This window comes from Candidatus Scalindua japonica (genome assembly GCF_002443295.1).
Classification (GTDB): Bacteria; Planctomycetota; Brocadiia; order Brocadiales; family Scalinduaceae; genus Scalindua; species Scalindua japonica.
Map to the genome: position 1 here is coordinate 147,156 of NZ_BAOS01000022.1, position 18,711 is coordinate 165,866.

At 39.6% G+C, this 18,711-nt stretch carries 25 protein-coding genes and 3 pseudogenes; 18 read left to right on the forward strand and 10 right to left on the reverse strand.

The window, feature by feature from the left end; translation table 11 throughout:
- From SCALIN_RS12485 to SCALIN_RS24035, 3 genes and pseudogenes are all read left to right on the forward strand, one after another.
- On the forward strand, positions 1–282 hold the full coding sequence (locus SCALIN_RS12485) for a type II toxin-antitoxin system RelE/ParE family toxin (protein ID WP_096894816.1): 282 nt from the start codon (positions 1–3) through the stop codon (positions 280–282).
- An 11-nt stretch (positions 283–293) separates the two neighbouring features.
- Positions 294–608, forward strand: a complete 315-nt coding sequence (locus SCALIN_RS12490; protein WP_034402162.1) for a HigA family addiction module antitoxin — start codon at positions 294–296, stop codon at positions 606–608.
- A gap of 208 nt (positions 609–816) precedes the next feature.
- Positions 817–978 (forward strand): annotated as a pseudogene (locus SCALIN_RS24035) (DoxX family membrane protein); the annotation flags it as partial.
- A 95-nt stretch (positions 979–1,073) separates the two neighbouring features.
- On the opposite strand, the gene SCALIN_RS23100 reads toward SCALIN_RS24035, so the two are convergent.
- Positions 1,074–1,604 carry a hypothetical protein gene (locus SCALIN_RS23100; RefSeq protein WP_230406611.1) on the reverse strand — a complete coding sequence of 177 codons (531 nt, stop codon included), beginning with the start codon at positions 1,602–1,604 and terminating at the stop codon, positions 1,074–1,076.
- 684 nt (positions 1,605–2,288) lie between these two features.
- Here SCALIN_RS23100 and SCALIN_RS12505 point away from each other — a divergent pair.
- From SCALIN_RS12505 to SCALIN_RS22240, 3 genes are read left to right on the forward strand one after another with little or no spacing between them, the layout of a single operon-like run.
- Positions 2,289–2,606 (forward strand): BrnT family toxin, encoded by a 318-nt coding sequence (locus SCALIN_RS12505; RefSeq protein ID WP_096894819.1) that lies wholly within the window; start codon positions 2,289–2,291, stop codon positions 2,604–2,606.
- Entirely contained in the window at positions 2,587–2,862 is a 276-nt protein-coding gene (locus tag SCALIN_RS12510; protein ID WP_096894820.1) for a BrnA antitoxin family protein, read from the forward strand. The genes SCALIN_RS12505 and SCALIN_RS12510 overlap by 20 nt, the downstream gene beginning before the upstream one ends.
- An 18-nt stretch (positions 2,863–2,880) precedes the next feature.
- Positions 2,881–3,042 (forward strand): hypothetical protein, encoded by a 162-nt coding sequence (locus SCALIN_RS22240; RefSeq protein WP_162532299.1) that lies wholly within the window; start codon positions 2,881–2,883, stop codon positions 3,040–3,042.
- 110 nt (positions 3,043–3,152) lie between these two features.
- Here the strand turns inward: SCALIN_RS22240 and SCALIN_RS12515 are convergent, their stop codons facing one another.
- The 3 genes and pseudogenes from SCALIN_RS12515 to SCALIN_RS24045 form a co-directional block, all read right to left on the reverse strand.
- A complete protein-coding gene (locus SCALIN_RS12515) occupies positions 3,153–4,271 on the reverse strand; it encodes an IS91 family transposase (protein WP_096894821.1) in 1,119 nt (372 codons plus the stop codon).
- Positions 4,268–4,477 (reverse strand): tyrosine-type recombinase/integrase, encoded by a 210-nt coding sequence (locus tag SCALIN_RS24040; protein WP_203415479.1) that lies wholly within the window; start codon positions 4,475–4,477, stop codon positions 4,268–4,270. The genes SCALIN_RS12515 and SCALIN_RS24040 overlap by 4 nt, the downstream gene beginning before the upstream one ends.
- A pseudogene (locus SCALIN_RS24045) lies at positions 4,435–5,143 on the reverse strand (tyrosine-type recombinase/integrase). The gene SCALIN_RS24040 and the pseudogene SCALIN_RS24045 overlap by 43 nt, the downstream one beginning before the upstream one ends.
- Positions 5,144–5,451: 308 nt before the next feature.
- Here SCALIN_RS24045 and SCALIN_RS12530 point away from each other — a divergent pair.
- The 3 genes from SCALIN_RS12530 to SCALIN_RS22245 are packed head-to-tail and all read left to right on the forward strand — an operon-like array spanning position 5,452 to position 6,150.
- Positions 5,452–5,745 carry a BrnT family toxin gene (locus tag SCALIN_RS12530; RefSeq protein WP_096894822.1) on the forward strand — a complete coding sequence of 98 codons (294 nt, stop codon included), beginning with the start codon at positions 5,452–5,454 and terminating at the stop codon, positions 5,743–5,745.
- On the forward strand, positions 5,742–5,960 hold the full coding sequence (locus SCALIN_RS12535; RefSeq protein ID WP_096894823.1) for a BrnA antitoxin family protein: 219 nt from the start codon (positions 5,742–5,744) through the stop codon (positions 5,958–5,960). The genes SCALIN_RS12530 and SCALIN_RS12535 overlap by 4 nt, the downstream gene beginning before the upstream one ends.
- Before the next feature lie 28 nt (positions 5,961–5,988).
- Complete coding sequence (locus SCALIN_RS22245) at positions 5,989–6,150, forward strand: hypothetical protein (RefSeq protein ID WP_162532300.1); 162 nt, start codon at positions 5,989–5,991, stop codon at positions 6,148–6,150.
- Positions 6,151–6,260: 110 nt separating this feature from the next.
- Here SCALIN_RS22245 and SCALIN_RS12540 read toward each other — a convergent pair.
- Positions 6,261–7,136, reverse strand: a pseudogene (locus tag SCALIN_RS12540) (IS91 family transposase); the annotation flags it as partial.
- 34 nt (positions 7,137–7,170) lie between these two features.
- Between SCALIN_RS12540 and SCALIN_RS24050 the strand changes: the two are divergent.
- The 7 genes from SCALIN_RS24050 (at position 7,171) to SCALIN_RS12580 (ending at position 10,730) form a co-directional block, all read left to right on the forward strand.
- Positions 7,171–7,431: a toxin HicA gene (locus SCALIN_RS24050; RefSeq protein WP_096894824.1), complete on the forward strand. Its 261-nt coding sequence runs from the start codon at positions 7,171–7,173 to the stop codon at positions 7,429–7,431.
- Complete coding sequence (locus SCALIN_RS12550) at positions 7,415–7,744, forward strand: type II toxin-antitoxin system HicB family antitoxin (protein ID WP_096894825.1); 330 nt, start codon at positions 7,415–7,417, stop codon at positions 7,742–7,744. The genes SCALIN_RS24050 and SCALIN_RS12550 overlap by 17 nt, the downstream gene beginning before the upstream one ends.
- A 292-nt stretch (positions 7,745–8,036) precedes the next feature.
- The gene (locus tag SCALIN_RS12555; protein ID WP_096894826.1) at positions 8,037–8,333 is read left to right on the forward strand and encodes a BrnT family toxin; all 297 of its coding nucleotides are present in this window, start codon (positions 8,037–8,039) and stop codon (positions 8,331–8,333) included.
- Positions 8,299–8,511: a hypothetical protein gene (locus tag SCALIN_RS12560; protein ID WP_203415471.1), complete on the forward strand. Its 213-nt coding sequence runs from the start codon at positions 8,299–8,301 to the stop codon at positions 8,509–8,511. Before SCALIN_RS12555 ends, SCALIN_RS12560 begins: the two co-directional genes overlap by 35 nt.
- 419 nt (positions 8,512–8,930) lie before the next feature.
- Positions 8,931–9,263 (forward strand): hypothetical protein, encoded by a 333-nt coding sequence (locus tag SCALIN_RS12570; RefSeq protein WP_096894827.1) that lies wholly within the window; start codon positions 8,931–8,933, stop codon positions 9,261–9,263.
- 99 nt (positions 9,264–9,362) lie between these two features.
- Positions 9,363–9,605: a hypothetical protein gene (locus tag SCALIN_RS12575; protein ID WP_096894828.1), complete on the forward strand. Its 243-nt coding sequence runs from the start codon at positions 9,363–9,365 to the stop codon at positions 9,603–9,605.
- Between the two features lie 579 nt (positions 9,606–10,184).
- A complete protein-coding gene (locus SCALIN_RS12580) occupies positions 10,185–10,730 on the forward strand; it encodes a hypothetical protein (RefSeq protein ID WP_096894829.1) in 546 nt (181 codons plus the stop codon).
- A 387-nt stretch (positions 10,731–11,117) separates the two neighbouring features.
- Here the strand turns inward: SCALIN_RS12580 and SCALIN_RS12585 are convergent, their stop codons facing one another.
- A complete protein-coding gene (locus SCALIN_RS12585; protein WP_096894830.1) occupies positions 11,118–11,936 on the reverse strand; it encodes a DUF4384 domain-containing protein in 819 nt (272 codons plus the stop codon).
- Between the two features lie 57 nt (positions 11,937–11,993).
- Positions 11,994–12,824 carry a pyrroline-5-carboxylate reductase gene (gene proC / locus SCALIN_RS12590; protein ID WP_096894831.1) on the reverse strand — a complete coding sequence of 277 codons (831 nt, stop codon included), beginning with the start codon at positions 12,822–12,824 and terminating at the stop codon, positions 11,994–11,996.
- A gap of 179 nt (positions 12,825–13,003) precedes the next feature.
- Between proC and SCALIN_RS12595 the strand changes: the two genes are divergently transcribed.
- Both SCALIN_RS12595 and nifS read left to right on the forward strand, forming a co-directional pair.
- Positions 13,004–13,840 carry a carbon-nitrogen hydrolase family protein gene (locus tag SCALIN_RS12595; RefSeq protein ID WP_096894832.1) on the forward strand — a complete coding sequence of 279 codons (837 nt, stop codon included), beginning with the start codon at positions 13,004–13,006 and terminating at the stop codon, positions 13,838–13,840.
- Between the two features lie 15 nt (positions 13,841–13,855).
- Positions 13,856–15,019, forward strand: coding sequence for a cysteine desulfurase NifS (nifS, locus tag SCALIN_RS12600; protein WP_096894833.1), 1,164 nt, complete (start codon positions 13,856–13,858; stop codon positions 15,017–15,019).
- A gap of 148 nt (positions 15,020–15,167) precedes the next feature.
- Here the strand turns inward: nifS and SCALIN_RS12605 are convergent, their stop codons facing one another.
- From SCALIN_RS12605 to SCALIN_RS12615, 3 genes are all read right to left on the reverse strand, one after another.
- A complete protein-coding gene (locus tag SCALIN_RS12605; protein WP_230406612.1) occupies positions 15,168–16,652 on the reverse strand; it encodes a DegQ family serine endoprotease in 1,485 nt (494 codons plus the stop codon).
- Between the two features lie 142 nt (positions 16,653–16,794).
- A complete protein-coding gene (locus SCALIN_RS12610) occupies positions 16,795–17,922 on the reverse strand; it encodes an N-acyl-D-amino-acid deacylase family protein (RefSeq protein WP_133111881.1) in 1,128 nt (375 codons plus the stop codon).
- Between the two features lie 44 nt (positions 17,923–17,966).
- Positions 17,967–18,380, reverse strand: a complete 414-nt coding sequence (locus SCALIN_RS12615; protein WP_096894835.1) for an amidohydrolase family protein — start codon at positions 18,378–18,380, stop codon at positions 17,967–17,969.
- Positions 18,381–18,711 lie beyond the last annotated feature (331 nt).

The following is an 18,711-nucleotide window of genomic DNA, read 5'->3' on the forward strand; positions in this document are numbered from 1 at the left end:
ATGATTAAGTCGTTCAAATGCAAAGAAACGGAAAAAATCTTTAATCGCTCTTTTTCACGTAAGCTTCCTCACGACATTCAACGAACTGCATTGCGAAAACTAAGAATGCTGAATAGAGCAATAAAATTAAATGACTTGAAGGTCCCACCATCAAATCACCTTGAAGCATTGTACGGTAATAGAAAAGGACAACATAGCATTCGAATAAATGATCAATGGAGAATTTGTTTTAAGTGGTCTGGTGGTGAAGCAAACAATGTTGAAATAACAGATTATCATTAGGAGATTGTATAATGAGTACAGAAAAGATGAAACCAATCCATCCCGGAGAAATACTTTTGGAAGAATTTCTGAAACCAATGGGGTTAAGTCAAAATCAACTGGCCAATGATATTGGTGTTCCTCCGCGCAGAATCAATGAAATAGTACATGGAAAACGCAGAATTACAGCTGACACAGCGCTTCGCTTAGCACATTATTTCAAAATGTCCCCACAGTTTTGGCTAGGATTGCAAATGGATTACGACCTCGACATTGAAGAAGATAAACTTTCAAAGCGACTTAAAAAAGAAGTAAGTATTTACAAAGCAGTTCATGAACTCACATAACGAATCAGTGGAGCCAACCCATTAATCATGTGCGGTTTGATTATTTTTTGATTCTTTGATTGTCTTATTATTTTTCTTTATTTTATTTGCCATACGGGGTTACTCACCTCAGGCGTTAGGCACCAATAAGGAGTTGAATATGATATTTCATAAACTTGACAAACATCGTGATAAAGGACTTCTCATTTTGAGAATAGGCATTGGCATAATGTTTATTTGTCATGGCTTTCCTAAACTGACAGGGGGACCGGAAGTATGGACAAAGCTTGGTGGAGCATTATCAGCCCTAGGTATAAATCTTGCTCCTACCGGTATGGGGTTTATGGCTGCAATCTCCGAAGTTGGAGGTGGTCTATTACTTGTGCTGGGACTACTTACCCGCCCTGCATGCTTCTTTTTGCTAAGCACAATGGTTGTTGCCACACTAATGCACGTAAATAGTGGCGATTCATTTGTAAAATACTCTCATGCCCTTGAATCTGCAATTTTGTTTTTCAGTCTTCTGTTCATTGGTCCAGGTAACTTTTCATTAGATGAGAAAATATCTAAAAAGAGAAAAGGTGCCGAATCGGGTAAAGGGGAGTAGTTAACTCCCCCTCCCCACACCACCACTGCATGCGGGCCCGCACAGGGCGGTTCATGAAGACTACCTCGTTTTATTTGGGTAGTGAAAAGAAACCCATAGTTCGATTCCGAAAACCCGGGATCGAAAACAGGTGTTAGTGCCTGGGCTATTGACTGCTGAATTACCCTATCAGTAACTGTCGGGATACCAAGGGGCCGCTTTTCTCCATCCGGCTTAGGTATCTCTACCCGTTTAACCGGTGAAGGTTTGTAGCTCCCTTCTATCAAATGGTTTCTGATGTCGTTCCAGTGGTTTCTGGCAAATTCAGGAAACTCCTTTGTAGACATACCGTCTACACCGGCAGCTCCTTTGTTTACCTTAACCTGTTTCCATGCGTTACGCACATTGTCTGATGACAACACCTTTTCCACTATGTTTTCTCCTTTAAGAATGGCTTTCCAGTTGAGACCCAAGAATAATTTGCTCCCCCAATCGGGTTCATCACATTTCTCACCCCCAACGGTGCTCCTCCTTACTTCATGTTCAGGCCTTCAGCAATTAAAAATTAAAAAAAATGCCTACTATGCCTTCTGCTGACTTCTTTCCGGTCACAAGCTGAGTTACCTCAAATTGCACTATGTTCGCCATATCCCTTGCTGTCTTCTTCGCTCACATCGGACAACAGCGTTCCGGTGTGCCCAGGCTTGTTTGTACCAGTATCCTGCAGGGTCAATGTTCGTTTGGATCATAGCCAGAAAGCAAGGAACATTTGATAGAAGTGACCTCTACGTACGCCTCTATGGCATCGAGGAGCACGAAAAGATCGCGCCAGAATTGGTAATTGGAGGCCCGCATTCAGATCTTAATATCCTCACACCAGTCGTAGTTCAAATCTCCAACCAAGGATCAGCAAGTGCACACAACGTTGAGGTAGCTCTTGAGTCTGACTCAACTGTGGTCGTCAACTATCCCAACTCGTGATAATTGTGCATTTCCTAACCTGTTAATTAAGTAGTAAGGAAACTGGGGTCGAAACCTAATCTATTGACAGAAATAGATAGAAAGACTAAAAAAATCTTTACAAATGTATATTATAGCAATATACTTCAGGCGTAATGGGTGATAATAAATTATTATTTGGGTGCACAGGCTTTGACTGGGACAAACACAACTCAGAAAAAATATGGCTTAAACACCAGGTGTTACCATCTGAAAGTGAGCAAATATTTTTCAATTTGCCATTGGTCCTTGCTGATTCAGAAAAACATTCGGAGAAAAGCAATAGATATTATGTTCTTGGTCATACTGATGTAGGCAGGAAATTGTTTGTGGTTTTTACTGTTCGAGCGACAAAAATACGAGTGATATCGGCAAGGGATATGAGCCGCAAAGAAAGGAAGGAATATAAGTCACATGAGAAAGAGAATACCTAAATTCAAAAGCGAAGATAAAGAAAGAGAGTATTGGGCAAAACAGGATTCTACAGAGGTTCTGGACTGGAAAAAGGCAAAAAAAGTTATATTGCCGAACTTAAAGCCATCAGTCAAGACAATTTCTCTTCGTCTTCCAGAGTCAATGCTGGAAGAGCTCAAACTTTTGGCAAACAAAAGAGACGTACCATATCAATCTTTATTGAAAATCTTTTTGTCAGAGAGAATCGATGAGGAGCTACATTTAACAAAGGCATAACGAATAAGGTTAGATTGTGTGAGGGACGAACCACAATCTGAACCGTTTGTTGGACAAGCCCGTTGTTTGGGTGCTAAACATTGTATAAGAAAATATCTTATGAAGATTACTTCTCTTTTTTACCGCAGAAGCTTTGAAGCCAAAGAAGTGGATTTTTCAATTGCTGTCGTCATACTTTAGGAGCTACAGAACATGGTTTTTCGGCCATTTTACCTCAAATTTGGGCAAACGGGGGCCATCTCGACCCGATAATGCCGTTTTTGCAAATCTTAGATGCATAGCGGATTCGATTACATAACCAGGGCAGCCTCCTCTTTTATTAACTTGTAGGGGAAAGACCTGGATTTGTGTGATGGCGGTATCATCGTTTTTATGATCTTCATTATTCCTCCACAGCATTTGCACGTAAGCTTTGGACGCTCTCTGAACCAGGCTGACAACTTATTCGGGTTGATACCGGTAAGGTACTGAAGCAATGCAATCAAGCGTTTGCTATTAGGGTGGAGGAAACCAAAATTCCGTGTTCGCCTGAAACCTTTGGGTAGAACATGCTGGAGAATCAACCTGAGAAACTGCGAGCCGGGAAGTGTTCTTGTGAGCATTTTTTTGCTCTTACTATCCTGGTAACGAAAGGTCACCTGACCATCTTTACACGCAATAATATCTTTCTCTTGAATGACCCCTTTGTAGAGATAACGACCAAGATAGACCAGTGCCTTTTCACCGTTGCCGACAAATTTGCAATCGACGACCCATGTTTTGGGATAATTAACTGGAAGCGTAAGAGCCGCTTTGTTCACGGCATCGAGCGTTTTTGCTCGAAACACTTTAGCCAGCGCTTTGTGATTGAAAAGGTACCGCGTCTTTCCTTCGCTTTTTTTGAAGCTCCAAAGCTTTTTCTTCTGATTGATGGCCCCGGCTGGCATTACCAGATGGATATGCGGGTGGTAATCGAGAGAGCGAGAGTGGGTGTGCAAAACAGTGATGGCTCCAGCGTTTCCTTGTAATACGCTGTCATTTTGGACAAAGGTTTTTACGGTTTCCCAACAACACTGTATCATTATCGAGTAAAGCAAGCGTTGATGCTGCCATGCTAATGATCGAAGCTCTTTGGGTATAGTAAAGGTGAGCATAAAATAGTCAGCAGGCACTTCTTTTTTCAGTTGACGCTCCAACCACTGCTGACACTCATGACTCTGACAATGAGGACAATTGCGGTTACCGCAGGAGTGCGGTACAAAAACCTGTTTTTCACAGTCATTACATTGGACCAGCATGACGCGGCTTTGCGTAGTGCGACAATCCTTCATGGCTGCCAGGGCTTTGAATTGACTTGGCAGGATCGAACCATGATAAAGAGTGATAAAGTCAGCAATGAAGGTCTCAATTATAGAGGAGAGAGATATCATATAACATTCCCCCATTCTATGGAAAAACCATTCATCAAATCATTAATTAATTGCAAGGCATTACGATTTGTATGAGAGGTCAGGTGGGTATATTTGGCAGTGGTTAAAATACTGTGGTGGCCGAGGATTTTTTGAACTTCAAGCAGATCAACACCCGCCTCAATCAGATGGGTTGCGTATCTGTGTCGCAGACTGTGTGGTGTAATTTTTTTTTAATTCCACACTCCCGGGCTACCTTACGCATAGTGGCCTGAACGCCATTTCTATTCAGAGGTGTTTTTGCCAGGTGGGCTGATTTCAAGCCACCATGACGGCCTGGAAATAGAAAGACAGGATTGCGATGAACAAGCCAAAAACGGCGTAAGAGATTCAGGGTTACCTTTGGCAGGGGTACGAAACGGTCTTTATTTGCCTTTGCTATCGCGGATATGCACCCGCATTCGCTGAGAATCGACATCGCTAACCTCAAGACGTAGTCCTTCACCCAGGCGGAGACCAAGACTGTAAAGAACAAAGTAGAAGGCCCGGTAACTGAGTTTTCTCGTCACCTGGAAAAGTTGGTGGGCTTCATTAATGGTGACAATATCGGGCAAACGTTGCGTTTTGGGTGGTTTAATAAGATTTACTTGCTCCCAACGCTTATGAAGCACATGAGTGTAGAAAAACTTTAGTCCGTAGAGGTCTAATTTGACTGCGCTCCATGAATGGGTATTGAGGAGATTGGAAAAATAGTCAAGTAGTTGCTGTTCAGATAGATCGTGTATCTGATTGTCAAAATAATCACCGATCCGTCGGATGGCACGTGAATAAGCCTCGATTGTTTTTGGCCGGAGTCCTTTCAAGCGTAGGCGGATTAGAAACCCATCAGTCAAGACAAGAAATCGGATTGAGATAGAGTTATTATAGACAGAGATCCTCCTTTTTGCAAACAGATTCACCCTCCCATATCGGTTGTGAGGGAACATTATTTAATCAATTTGAAATTTTGTTCTCCGACATAGCGCAATGGTCCAACAATCGCATTAAGCCAACCACCAATAACTATGCGGTTTAATATTTATTGAGGCTTCCGCTTAAAGGCTCTATCGCAAGCATTACGCACAGGTGGTGGTTGCTTATGCGGAGCGTTCTACTTCAAATTTATCTTGACTTATCCTGGTGTTATACGTACATTGTAAGTATGAATGACATGCGGTTTGAATGGGATAATAAGAAAGAAAAGGCTAATATTAAAAAGCATGGTATTTCCTTTGATGAACCACGAAAGGTCTTTTTTGATGAAAATGCTATCCAATTTTTTGATCCTGACCGTTCGGAGGATGAAGACCGCTTCATTTTGCTTGGAATTAGTCACAAGCTGAGAGTACTTGTCGTTTGCCACTGTTTCCGAAAAAGCGAAACAGTCATTCGAATTTTTTCAGCTAGAAAAGCTGATAAAGATGAAGAAATTGAATATTGGAGGAGTAAAAAATGAGAGATCATTATGATTTTTCCAAAATGAAAGGGCGTAAAAACCCTTACACTAAGTATCTGAAACAACCTGTAACTATGAGGCTGGACAGTGACACCGTTGCCTATTTTAAATCCATGGCGGAGGAAACAAACATTCCTTATCAGAGTTTGATCAATCTCTACCTTCGCGATTGTGCTGTTCATCATCGTAAACTGCAAATGAAGTGGGCTTCCTAAAAAGGCCGAACGAATAAGGTTAGATTGTGTGAGGGACGAACCACAATCTGAACCGTTTGTTGGACAAGCCCGTTGTTTGGGTGCTAAACATTGTATAAGAAAATATCTTATGAAGATTGCTTCTCTTTTTTACCGCAGAAGCTATGAAGCCAAAGAAGTGGATTTTTTAATTGCTGTCGTCATACTTTAGGAGCTACAGAACATGGTTTTTCGGCCATTTTACCTAAAATTTGAGCGAACAGGGGCCATCTCGACCCGATAATGCCGTTTTTGCAAATCTTAGATGCATAGCGGATTCAATTACATAACCAGAACAGCCTCCTCTTTTGTTAACTTGTAGGGGAAAGACCTGGATTTGTGTGATGGAGGTATCATCGTTTTTATGATCTTCATTATTCCTCCACAGCATTTGCACGTAAGCTTTGGACGCTCTCTGAACCAGGCTGACGACTTATTCGGGTTGATACCGGTAAGGTACTGAAGCAATGCAATCAAGCGTTTGCTATTAGGGTGGAGGAAACCAAAGTTCCGTGTTCGCCTGAAACCTTTGGGTAGAACATGCTGGAGAATCAACCTGAGAAACTGCGGGCCGGGAAGTGTTCTTGTGAGCATTTTTTTGCTCTTACTATCCTGGTAACGAAAGGTCACCTGACCATCTTTGCACGTAATAATATCTTTCTCTTGAATGACCCCTTTGTAGAGATAACGACCAAGATAGACCAGTGCCTTTTCACCGTTGCCGACAAATTTGCAATCGACGACCCATGTTTTGGGATAATTAACTGGAAGCGTAAGAGCCGCTTTGTTCACGGCATCGAGCATTTTTGCTCGAAACACTTTAGCCAGCGCTTTGTGATTGAAAAGGTACCGCGTCTTTCCTTCGCTTTTTTTGAAGCTCCAAAGCTTTTTCTTCTGATTGATGGCCCCGGCTGGCATTACCAGATGGATATGCGGGTGGTAATCGAGAGAGCGAGAGTGGGTGTGCAAAACAGTGATGGCTCCAGCGTTTCCTTGTAATACGCTGTCATTTTGGACAAAGGTTTTTACGGTTTCCCAACAACACTGTATCATTATCGAGTAAAGCAAGCGTTGATGCTGCCATGCTAATGATCGAAGCTCTTTGGGTATAGTAAAGGTGAGCATAAAATAGTCAGCAGGCACTTCTTTTTTCAGTTGAAAATAGTATTATTAATGATACTATAATAAACATATGAGTAAAGTTTATAACATTCTTACACAAATGAAGCAAAGCCCTAAGAATGTTAGATTTTCAGAATTATGTTTGGTATGTAACTATTATTTTGGCGATGCACGACAAAGGGGAAGCAGTCACAGAATATATAAAACACCTTGGCAAGGAGATCCCAGGGTGAATATCCAGAATAATAAAGGAAAGGCTAAAGCATATCAAGTTAAACAAGTGCTTATGGCCATAGAAAGATTGGAGGTAGATCATGGCACTGAAAAATGATCATTATACTTATCGTGTTACTTGGTCTGAAGGCGATAAAGAATATGTAGGATTGTGTGTAGAGTTCCCTAGTTTAAGCTGGCTAACTAAAACACCTGAAGGAGCTCTCAGAGGTATTCGAAAAGTTGTTGCCGATGTAATAGCTGATATGAAAAAAAATGGAGAAGATATACCTGAGCCGGTTGCTAATAGAAATTTTAGCGGGAAGTTTATGGTACGTGTTCCGCCTGAAACACATAGAAAGCTTACTATACAGGCGGCGGAAGCGGGTGTAAGTCTAAACCGACTTGCCAGTGCAAAATTAAGCAAATAAAAACACATAACGAATACCTTTTACACTATACGGGGAAACAGGGTCATATCTTTGATATTGAGTCATATATAAGTTCAGATAGAACTAACTTCCTTTATTAATAACTGCGAAAAATGATGCTCACTCCTTAGATTTGTGATTAGCATTGTAAATCTGTATTAAAGTATTTATTGTTGACAAACATCGACAAAGCTAATAGAAATAGTAATGATTAAATGCTTAATCATAATGAATAGAATGTTCTACTTGTCATTGTAAAATATATTTGCGCAAGTAAAAAAAATGATGAAATATGCTTATATTTGAATGGGATCCAAAAAAAGCCAAAAAGAACATAAAAATACATGGTATATCTTTTGATGAGGCAAGCACCAGTTTCAAAGATACCATATCATTAACAATTTATGATCCTCTGCATTCTGATGAAGAGGATAGATTTATTACAATTGGAAACTCATGTAAAAATCGGCTTTTGATAATAGTTCATACTGTAAGAGAAATTAAAATCAGAATAATAAACGCAAGAAAGGCAACAAAAAAAGAAAGGAAGCAATATGAAGAAAATGCAAAAAGATCCAAAAATGCTTGAAGAATATGATTTCAGCAATGGGGTTCAGGGGAAATATGCAGAAAAATTTGAAGAAGGAACAAATGTTGTTGTTATTGATCCAGATGTTGCAAAATTCTTCCCTGATCATGATTCTGTAAATCAGGCATTACGTTCATTGACTGAAATTATTAAAAGTCAAAAAAGCCGAATCGGGTAAAGGGGAGTAGTTAGCTCCCCCTCCCCACACCACCACTGCATGCGGGCCCGCAGAGGGCGGTTCATGAAGACTACCTCGTTTTATTTGGGTAGTGAAAAGAAACCCATAGTTCTTTGATAGAAACTAGCCCTTGTTCCTTGAGCCACTGATTGGTCATACCAACTTGAATGGTAGTGGTGTCACATCTTGTGAATAAGCAAAAGTGGAGTATTGATTGTTGACAAAGCTAATAAAAATAGTGATTATTAAAGAAATAACGGGTCTCTGGAGTTGACGCCTTTATCTCTTGCGATTTTTATATTTTTTGATTCTTTGCTTATTCTATTTTCCTCATTATTTTATACGCCATAAGGCGCATCTGATCTCAGCGTTATCGGCAAGCAAGTCGGTGTTGAGTCAATCAATATAAGGGAGTAATCATGTCTTATGTGGGAAAATGGCGAATTACTGAAACATCTGTTTGGGACACTGAGTATCTTGATGAATTAGAAGAAGCCAGTGTTGAATTCACTAAAGAGTCCGGCACAATGACATTTGGCTACATTCACATTGAAATGGATGTCGTGAAAGATGAAATTGGCGGTATAGAAATTCTCGGGTATAGCTTTGTTGAAGACGACGAAGATGATGAAGTATCTGGATGGGGTTGGTTTCGTCAAACACTAACCAAAGACAAGATGGAAGGAAAGATCTACTTTCATTATGGCGAAAGTTCTCAGATCAGAATAGCAAGATACAAGAAAGGACGCTAACAATCGCATCAATGGAATAACATGAAGAAAGGCAAATTCTTCTGAATTCAGCATGTAGTGCATGGAATTTTTCACTATTGGACACAGAAGAACGAGAAAATGCGATACAAAAAAAACCTTAAAGAATATAAAAAGAGATTATTAGCAATGAACCTACCGGGATATACTCATAACACCTCAACGACTTTATTTGAAAAGTTTCTATGCAATAGCGGAGAGATAGAAATCATATCTAAAAAAATAATTGTTCGAATGAAAAAGAAAAGGAATTTGCCGACACTATTGAATGAAATGGAAAAACTTGAAAACATTGTCATGCCATGCATGGATAATAAAAATTAATTACTACTGGTTCGTCTACTACTTGAATTTAGGGTTAGTTTTTTACCATGAAAATCTATGTTTATTAGTACCTGAATCTTGCACCAAATAGACCTCTCCCGCTTAACCGAAGTTCGACAAATTATTCTCAAAAAAAGGCAAAATCAAGCAAAAACAGGAGAAATTTGTCGTAAACTCCTTGTTTGTTTGTGTGCCAGGCATTTTACGTAGTGCTTGAATATATGTCCTTCTGCTTGCCATAGGCATCCCATTGCGGTATCATCAGTATCATTATGTTTATCCGCAAAAAGACAAAAAAAATGCCAAGGGCAAAAAGAGATATATACAACATCAGCTTATATAATCAGTACGCACCACAGCAGGCCCGAAACAGCGAATAGTTTTAAATCCTGGACAGCTTCACCTACCTGAAGACAAATGGAAAGAGCTTGCCAATTGTATTGAAGAATTGTTAACCAATCAAAGACTTAACAAATACCTATTTTGAAGGGAGCAAGAGGGATAGTAAAGTAGCTGGGTATGGCAAATCAAAAGAGAAGCGCAATGATTGTCCAATGGTTACACTATCGCTTACAATAGATGAAGAGGGATTTCCTAAGCAGAGCAAAGTGTGGAAAGGCAATGTGTCAAGAGCCGGATACGCTTGAGGGTATTTTGTTGGGGTTAAAAGAAGAAGAAAGCTTGTTTTCGAGTCAGAGGACGATTGTTATGGATGCAGGGATTGCTACGGAAGATAATATTGCATTGATTAAAAAGAACGGCTTTAAATATATAGCAGTCTCACGCAAGAGAACATATGATGAAGCCCTCTGGTCTGGAGTGCAAGAGGAGAAGGTCGCATTATCGGAGGGGAAAACAATATTGAGTATGAAATTAGCCCGAACAGAAGAAGAGGTGTTTCTTTTTTCCTACTATTTTATACGCCATACGGCGCACCTCAGCGCTATCGCTCTCTTCTGCCAATTCGATCTGAATCGCAAAAAGGAGTTTCAATACGCCCTGCTTTTCAACTTCCTGTATTGTTACCTTATCAATTCCAGCACTTCCCTTGTTCTTTCGAACATAATTCCAGGCTCTTATCAATACATCCATACGGTGGAGTTTAATTATCAAAGCGGTATATGAGCAACCAACACTATATGTGCATGAATATCAATCATAAAAAACCTCTTCAATAATTTCTACAAACGCCCGGTTTATTGACAACTTCAATTTCTGTTCTATAGTACAATGAACTACAATTCCAATCAAAAGCCTGATTCCTCCTGTTGGAAAAATAGAAATAATCAATTTTTAGATGGCATTAATTCTCTTTTTTCAACTCATATAATTATAATAATATTTTCAATTTCTACGTAAGAGAAGCAAAATTGCAGAAATATTCCTTGCGTATAGATAGAAGGAGAGACAATATTGTAATTATTTCAGAATAATCAAGTAATTAATAAACACAAGTCTGTTCTTGTAAAATGTCAATCCAGAATAGAAACATCTATAGATTTACGAGGTGATTCATTTTCGTTTATACCATACCATTTTTACAAATTTACTGTCTATCCATATATACTCAGTTGCCGTAAATGTCGCAAGTTGATCAAAAGGAAGCCGGAGTTTTCTCTCTTTACTTTTATTCGATCGGCTTATACCTTTACTGATTATAGGGATTTCCTTTACAGGTTTAAGTTTTTCCTTTTTAACAGGTGTATTTTTAAAACTGAAAGTGTTGAAGTATTTCATCAGTTTTTCAATATCATAGTTTTCTTTGATGAATGCGGACAAAATAATTGCTTCTTTTCCGTAGTCTTTATTAAAAGAGAGCCATTTTTTCATAGGAGGAACAAAGTAGGTCAAGTTAGGCGTTAAAGAGTTTGTCTGCAAGCTGAACTCTTTTCTCGGGAATATTGGGAATATCTTACCTGTCGTTTCTATTTTGAAAATGTATACGTAGCATCTCTCTCTGGGCGTAAAGGATATTTTACATCTGTCCCTGTTACTAATCATATTGCTATTCTTAATGATTGCTGTTTGAAATATACCTGCTGTTTCTCTCATTTTCAGAACATCAAACTCCAGGAAACGCGGTCCTTTTTCAGAAGGATCAGTTTTTTCCGGTTTGAGAAGTGTGTGAAACAGATCTTCTACATGCGAGGCGTATTGCCTGCCATAATTTTGATTGACCTGTTTTATAAAGGACTTAAAAGTAGAGTCTCTTACGCTTCTTACTTCCCGATTTGATGCATCCAGAGAACTCTCTATTCCTATTATTATGCTTATTGATAAAAAGAGGAAGATAAGAGTCCTTAACTTCCTCTGAAATTGATATTTTCGCATTATTTGTTTTTGTTATGAAAGAGTTTTGCTTACTTATTTATGCAATTAATCCCTTTATTATTTTCTCTGTTTTGAAAATGCCCTACCCAGTCTTTTTGATTTCTTTGTAGCAACTTCTACGGCATTTATCAGGGTACTCCTGAGACCGCCTTTTTCCAATGCGTGAAGCCCTTCTATCGTAGTTCCTCCTGGAGAGGTAACAGAATCTTTGAGTTCGCCTACGTGCATACCTGACTCCAGTACCATCTTTGCCGCGCCAAAGACAGTTTGTGCTGCAAGTGCCGTAGATACGTCTCTTGGCAAACCCATCTTAACCCCTCCATCTGTCAATGCTTCAATAACCATATAGATGAATGCCGGGCCGCTGCCGCTCAGGCCCGTAACGGCATCGAGGTATTTCTCCTCAAGTAAAAAAGACTTACCTACTGCATTAAGTATCTGTCCGACCAATTCACCATCATTCGGCGTGGCATTTTTTCCCAGGGCGTATCCTGCGGCTGCCTCACCTACAAGGCACGGGGTGTTTGGCATAACCCTGGTTACTCTACATCCCTTGTTTAAAGAGGATTCCATGAAGTCCAACGGAATCCCTGCTGCGATAGATACAACCAGATGTTTTTCCGTAATATCATTTTTTAATTCTTCAAGGATTACACCCACTACGTTTGGTTTGACAGCAAGTATTATGACATCTGAATTGGCTATTACTTTTTTATTCTCCAGTGAAGTATTTATCCCTATTTCTTTTTCAAGGGTTTTACAGCGTTTGTTGTCAACATCACTGACGATAATGTTATCTACAGGGCTCAGTTTTGTTCTGAGCAGCCCTTTTACCAGAGCTTCTGCCATCTTGCCGCCACCGATAAATCCTATTTTTTCTTTAAGCATTTTTTTCTCACAAAAAAACCCGTTATTCTCTACTAAACACGCACAGACCAGAAGAAAAGATTATATGAAAGCTTTTCATTATGGTAAGATGTATGGATTAATTTCCATTTATCTATTGAGTAAGTCTGAAATTCTACTTTGGCACAAGATGAGTGTCAATTAATTATTTTAATTATTAAATGGCTAAATCAGAAAACGAATTAGGACGTAAATTCATTGTTGCCGCAATCCAGTTCTGTTCAAACGAAAACAAAGCGGGAAACTTGAAGTTAGCAGGAAAGTTTATCGATAATGCAGTTAAGAATGGCGCTGATGTTGTGGTCTTACCTGAGATGTTTAACTGCTGCGGCCATACAAAGGTTATGGTAGAAAACGCGGAAAATATACCGGGCGATACAATTAATGCTTTATCTGATAGAGCGGAAAAGCATGGAATTTTTATAGTATGCGGAAGCATATTTGAAAAGGTTGGAAAGAACAAGGTCCATAACACATCTGTAATAGTAGGACGAAATGGTAACATAGTGGCAAAGTATTCTAAGGTCCACCTTTTTGATGTTGATATACAAGAGAAGATAAGATATAAAGAATCGGAGAATGTGGTAGCAGGTAAAAAAATAGTTACTGCCAATATGGGAAACGTGAAAGTCGGTATGAGTATTTGTTACGACTTACGTTTCTGCGAGCTTTACAGGTCTCTGGCGTTAAACGGAGCACAGATTATTTTTATCCCTTCTGCATTTACCTCAACTACCGGAGAATATCACTGGGACCCCCTGGTTAAGGCTCGTGCCATTGAAAATCAGTCTTTTGTTGTAGCAGCAAATCAGATAGGAACCAGCCCCAATAATATAACATGCTATGGGAACAGCATGATTGTTGATCCGTGGGGAAGGGTCCTTGCAAAAGCCAGGGATAAAGAAAATGTGATTATTGCGGAAATCGATTTAGATTTATTGGAAGAGGTAAGAACAGAAATACCTTTATTTGAACACAGACGTACTGATTTATATTAGAATGGAGATTTACGTATGAAGTTAGTTTACGCTGATAATAATGCGACAACACGAGTTGATGATGAAGTTTTGGAAGAGATGCTGCCTTACTTTAAGGAATATTATGGCAACCCATCAAGTATACATACTTTCGGAAGACAGGTTGCAGGCAAAATGGACCAGGCCAGAGAAAGAGTAGCGACCATCCTGGGTGCAGATACATCTGAAATCGTATTTACAAGTTGCGGCACGGAGAGTAATAATTATGCCATACATTGTTCGCTGGAAGCGCATCCTGACAAAAAGCACGTTATCACAACCAAGGTTGAACATCCGGCAGTGTTGAATGTGTGTAAATATTTTGGTAAGAACGGTTACGAAGTAACCGAGCTTGATGTTGATAAGGGCGGAATGCTTGATCTGGATGAGTTAAGGGATTCCATAAAGGACAACACGGCAATTGTTTCTATCATGCATGCAAATAATGAGACAGGCGTAATATTTCCGATAGAAGAAATCGGTAAAATAGTCAAAGAAAAAGGGGCGCTTTTTCACTGTGACGCGGTCCAGGCAATTGGTAAGATCCCCATAAACCTTAAACACAGCTATATAGACCTCCTGTCAATGTCGGGACATAAGCTTCATGCACCGAAAGGTGTTGGTGTTCTGTTCATACGAAAAGGGGTGAGAATAGATCCTTTAATTATAGGCGGACATCAGGAAGATAATAGAAGGAGCGGGACAGAAAATGTTCCCTATATTATCGGGCTGGGCAAGGCCTGTGAATTAGCTGAAGGATATGTAAAAGCAGAGCAGACTGAAGTAAGGTGTCTAAGAGACAAACTGGAAAAAGGCATCAAAGATCAGCTTACTCATGTGGTAATAAATGGAGAAAACAGTGATCGTCTACCCAATACGAGTAGCGTAAGCTTCGAATATGTAGAAGGGGAGGCGACTCTGCTTCTACTTGATATGGCAGGCATCGCGACTTCTTCAGGCTCCGCATGTACAACCGGTTCGGCAGAACCATCTCACGTCCTGCAGGCAATGGGAGTACCCCCTGTTACCAGCAGGGGGACAATCAGGTTTAGCCTGAGTAAATACAACACGGAAGAAGATGTTGATTATATACTGGAAAAACTGGTACCGATAATCAAAAGGCTACAAAGCCTCTCGCCTCTTTTTGAAGACTCTCAATAAAGGGAGTAGCATGCAATTCGTGAAATCATCTATACTATCAATGATAGTTTGACTATAAAAAATTAGCCTCGTTACCGTGCTATGGTAACGAGGCTTAAATTTTTCTTTGTGATAATAATCTATTCTGCAGTCAGGAAATCCTGCTCCCCTACTTACTCTTAATTATCACAAAACGTGTATGCATTCCTCTTCTTAATAAAAATAGAATGTCTTTCCCTTTAGCAGTACGTTTCAATGCATCTTTAAATTCATCTAAATTATTAATTTTTTGTCGATTAACTTCCTTTATTAAGTCGCCCTCTTTAACATCAGCTAGAGAAGCAGGGCTACCTGGCTCTACAGCAGTAACGACAACACCGGTTTCACCCTCAAATTCGAAGCTTTTAGCCAACTCTTCGGTCAAGGCTTGTACTGATATACCCAAGTCATTACCAATAGATGTTTTACCTGACGCAAACAGATCTGAAGGCTGTTCACCGATTTTCACAGTCAAAATCTTTTCCTTTTCTTTTCTCAAGACTTTAATTTTAACCTTTGTACCAACCTGAGTTTGAGCGACTATGTTACGCAAATGATTAACATCACTTATTTCTTTATTATCATATCCGATTACAATATCGCCTCTTTCAAAGCCTGCTTTCTTGGCAGGGGAATCGTCCTGCACGTCGCTTATCAATACTCCTTCTGTTGCCTCTACACCGAATTGTTCTGCAAGCGATGCGTCCATATTCTGAATGGCGACGCCTAACCAGCCTCGAGTGACTTTTCCTTTATCAATCAGGTCTCTGAGTACGGCTTTTGCCATGTTTACAGGAATGGCAAATCCTATTCCCTGGTAACCGCCTGAACGAGTGAAAATTGCGGTATTAATCCCTATAATCTCTCCATCAATATTCAGTAATGGGCCCCCACTGTTTCCGGGATTAATAGCTGCGTCAGTTTGAATAAAATTCTCATAATTTGCGATACCAACACCTGATCTGCCTATTGCACTCACAACACCAACGGATACCGTATGAGTAAGGCCAAAGGGATTGCCAATTGCAATTGCCCACTGCCCTTGCCTCAGGTTTTCAGAGTCTCCTAACTTTGCCGCTAACAGGTTCTTTCCTTCAATTTTTATTACCGCTAAATCTGTCTGTTCGTCTGTGCCTACAATTTCCGCGTCAAACTCTCTCTTGTCGCTAAGCTTGACCTTTAATTCGTCAGTATCAGCAACTACATGGTTGTTGGTAAGGATGTATCCTTTATCACCATCAATTTTTACTATTACACCGGAACCGAGGCTCTGTGATTTAAACTCTCCCTTAGGAGGGGCTTTTGGTACAAATTTGTCAAAAAAATCATCGAAAGGACCTCCCCTTCTATCACGCCCATTACCATGGCCACGTCCTCGTCCATATTGATCACCATGATATCCCCCCATAGAGGAATGTTTAAAAACTTTTACCGTTGTGATAGAAACAACGGACAGTTTGACATCTTCCGCAACATGCATTAAAGACTGTTCTAATTCTCCCGGACCTGTTACCGCCCTGGCGCTACCTGCATATCCAGAGATAAATGATAAAACAAACAGTGGGACTATAAGGGACAAAAAATACTTTCTTATGTTCCATCTTTTCCTATACACGAAAACCTCCTTTTAGGTATTAAAACCCAGATTAAATAATATTAGTGATTTAACACTTCCAAAATAGTAGTATAAATGAGTATCAATAGCAATATGATAATCGATACTCATTTTGATAATTCAAGGTATTTCGGATCAAAATCTAACTCTTGAGAACTGCACCATTCATAATGTTCTTGTGCTGTCCGTTTTTAACAGTTAATTTACCGTTTACCAAGACATGCTTGATACCCGTTGAGTAATTATGCGGGATAGCAAACGTTGCCTGTTCTGAGATTGTCCTCTGGTCAAAAATTGTTATATCCGCAAAGAATCCCTCCTTTAAAAGCCCTCTATATTTAAGCCCCAGTGTTTGAGAGGGGAGTCCGGTCATTTTATATATCGCCTCTTCTATAGAAAGAATAGATGTTTCATTAACATATTTTCTTATTATTCTGGAAAAAGTACCGTAACCCCTTGGATGTGGCTTCCCATAATTTAATATCCCTTTTAAAGATCGAAGAGAGCTGTCGGAACCTGCCATAACAAAATCCCATTTTAATATCCTGGCAAGATTTTCTTCTGACATATTAAAGAATATAACACCAACCCTACAATCTTCTTGATATAAAAGGTCGAGAACAAATTCTATAGAAGGTATTTTCAATACGTTTGAGATTTCAGCAATAGTTTTTCCTTCATAATGCCTTTGTTCTTTATTAAACACTGATGAAATCATTATGGTTCCCCAAAACTCCTCACTTACCCCCTCTTGTTCCATTTCTTTGATAATACGTTCTCTACACAGAGGATCTTCCAGCCTTGTTTTCTCTTTGGAGGCGCCTCCCTCATATACCCAATCAGGCAAAATGATATCTAAATCTGTTGCCGCCGCCGTATATGGGTATCGATCACAGGTGATTTTTATGTCTTCAGCTCTGGCGTTTTTTAGCAGATTTTCAATTTTATCAATCTTCCACCAGTTTTTCTGTCCCCATGTCTTAATGTGAGAAATCTGGGTCTTTACTCCGCTCTCTTTAGATATATTTATCGTTTCGTTTAATGCAGTTTCCAGTTCATTGCCTTCATCCCTCATATGGGTAGCATATATGCCATTATGTTCTCTGACTATTTTGCATAGTATAATTAATTCGTCGGTTTTTGCGTAACATCCCGGAGGATAAACCAATCCGCTTGACATACCAAAAGCACCTGATTCCAATGCATCCCTTAGCTCCTGTTTCATTTTAGCAAGTTCACTACTATCCGGTTCACGATCTTCATATCCCAATATGCAGGCGCGGATATTACCGTGACCAACGAGAAATCCTCTATTTATAGAACTCTTCGTGTCGTTTGCTCTTTTAAAAAATTCCTCAGCAGTTTGCCAATTAATATCCAGATCGAATTTGCTGAATCCTTTTTTTTGTTTTCAAGCAGTTGGCCTTTTAACGGAAATGCAGATATACCGCAGTTTCCACAAATCTCTGTGGTAACACCATCATAGATTTTACTTTCACTTTCCGGGCTGACTAACCAGAAAAAGTCACTGTGTGAATGGATGTCAATAAACCCCGGTGCGACAATACAACCGGTAGCATCAATAAATTCGGAATCATGATAGTCAATAATTTTGCCTATATAAACTATTTTATCACCACGAACCCCGATATCTGCAATTCTCCTGGCATTTCCTGTCCCATCTACAAGAGTACCGTTCTTTATTATTAGATCAAAATTGTGTGACATCAATAGTATCCTGTGAAATAACGCGGTAATGAAATGTAAGTAATCATATTACTAAAACTCGAAACTATGATTAATAATGTGTGGAGTGTTTCGCCGATTCGCTTCTCACTTTAGTGTGAAAGGCGATAATATTATACACGAAGGCTTTTGCTGTACCTGGAGTATCTGTTATTCACTGAGCATTGAAGATTCTGTTCTGCCAAGGAAAGAGTCAACATCTTTATGCAATAACCTCAAATCCCTCTTTAATGCACGCTCATGGGCGACATTGTGACTTTGGTTGGTTGAAAAACATCCTGAAGCACACACAACAAATACGAGAAATACAATA

Excerpts from the sequence above, each read along its gene's own strand:
- SCALIN_RS12485 (WP_096894816.1), top strand. The coding sequence starts at position 1 with ATGATTAAGTCGTTCAAATGCAAAGAAACGGAAAAAATCTTTAATCGC.
- SCALIN_RS12490 (WP_034402162.1), top strand. The coding sequence starts at position 294 with ATGAGTACAGAAAAGATGAAACCAATCCATCCCGGAGAAATACTTTTG.
- SCALIN_RS12505 (WP_096894819.1), top strand. The coding sequence starts at position 2,289 with ATGGGTGATAATAAATTATTATTTGGGTGCACAGGCTTTGACTGGGAC.
- SCALIN_RS12510 (WP_096894820.1), top strand. The coding sequence starts at position 2,587 with ATGAGAAAGAGAATACCTAAATTCAAAAGCGAAGATAAAGAAAGAGAG.
- SCALIN_RS12515 (WP_096894821.1), bottom strand. The coding sequence starts at position 4,271 with ATGATATCTCTCTCCTCTATAATTGAGACCTTCATTGCTGACTTTATC.
- SCALIN_RS12530 (WP_096894822.1), top strand. The coding sequence starts at position 5,452 with ATGAATGACATGCGGTTTGAATGGGATAATAAGAAAGAAAAGGCTAAT.
- SCALIN_RS12535 (WP_096894823.1), top strand. The coding sequence starts at position 5,742 with ATGAGAGATCATTATGATTTTTCCAAAATGAAAGGGCGTAAAAACCCT.
- SCALIN_RS24050 (WP_096894824.1), top strand. The coding sequence starts at position 7,171 with ATGAGTAAAGTTTATAACATTCTTACACAAATGAAGCAAAGCCCTAAG.
- SCALIN_RS12550 (WP_096894825.1), top strand. The coding sequence starts at position 7,415 with ATGGCACTGAAAAATGATCATTATACTTATCGTGTTACTTGGTCTGAA.
- SCALIN_RS12555 (WP_096894826.1), top strand. The coding sequence starts at position 8,037 with ATGCTTATATTTGAATGGGATCCAAAAAAAGCCAAAAAGAACATAAAA.
- SCALIN_RS12560 (WP_203415471.1), top strand. The coding sequence starts at position 8,299 with ATGAAGAAAATGCAAAAAGATCCAAAAATGCTTGAAGAATATGATTTC.
- SCALIN_RS12570 (WP_096894827.1), top strand. The coding sequence starts at position 8,931 with ATGTCTTATGTGGGAAAATGGCGAATTACTGAAACATCTGTTTGGGAC.
- SCALIN_RS12575 (WP_096894828.1), top strand. The coding sequence starts at position 9,363 with ATGCGATACAAAAAAAACCTTAAAGAATATAAAAAGAGATTATTAGCA.
- SCALIN_RS12580 (WP_096894829.1), top strand. The coding sequence starts at position 10,185 with ATGAAGAGGGATTTCCTAAGCAGAGCAAAGTGTGGAAAGGCAATGTGT.
- SCALIN_RS12585 (WP_096894830.1), bottom strand. The coding sequence starts at position 11,936 with ATGCGAAAATATCAATTTCAGAGGAAGTTAAGGACTCTTATCTTCCTC.
- proC (WP_096894831.1), bottom strand. The coding sequence starts at position 12,824 with ATGCTTAAAGAAAAAATAGGATTTATCGGTGGCGGCAAGATGGCAGAA.
- SCALIN_RS12595 (WP_096894832.1), top strand. The coding sequence starts at position 13,004 with ATGGCTAAATCAGAAAACGAATTAGGACGTAAATTCATTGTTGCCGCA.
- nifS (WP_096894833.1), top strand. The coding sequence starts at position 13,856 with ATGAAGTTAGTTTACGCTGATAATAATGCGACAACACGAGTTGATGAT.
- SCALIN_RS12615 (WP_096894835.1), bottom strand. The coding sequence starts at position 18,380 with ATGTCACACAATTTTGATCTAATAATAAAGAACGGTACTCTTGTAGAT.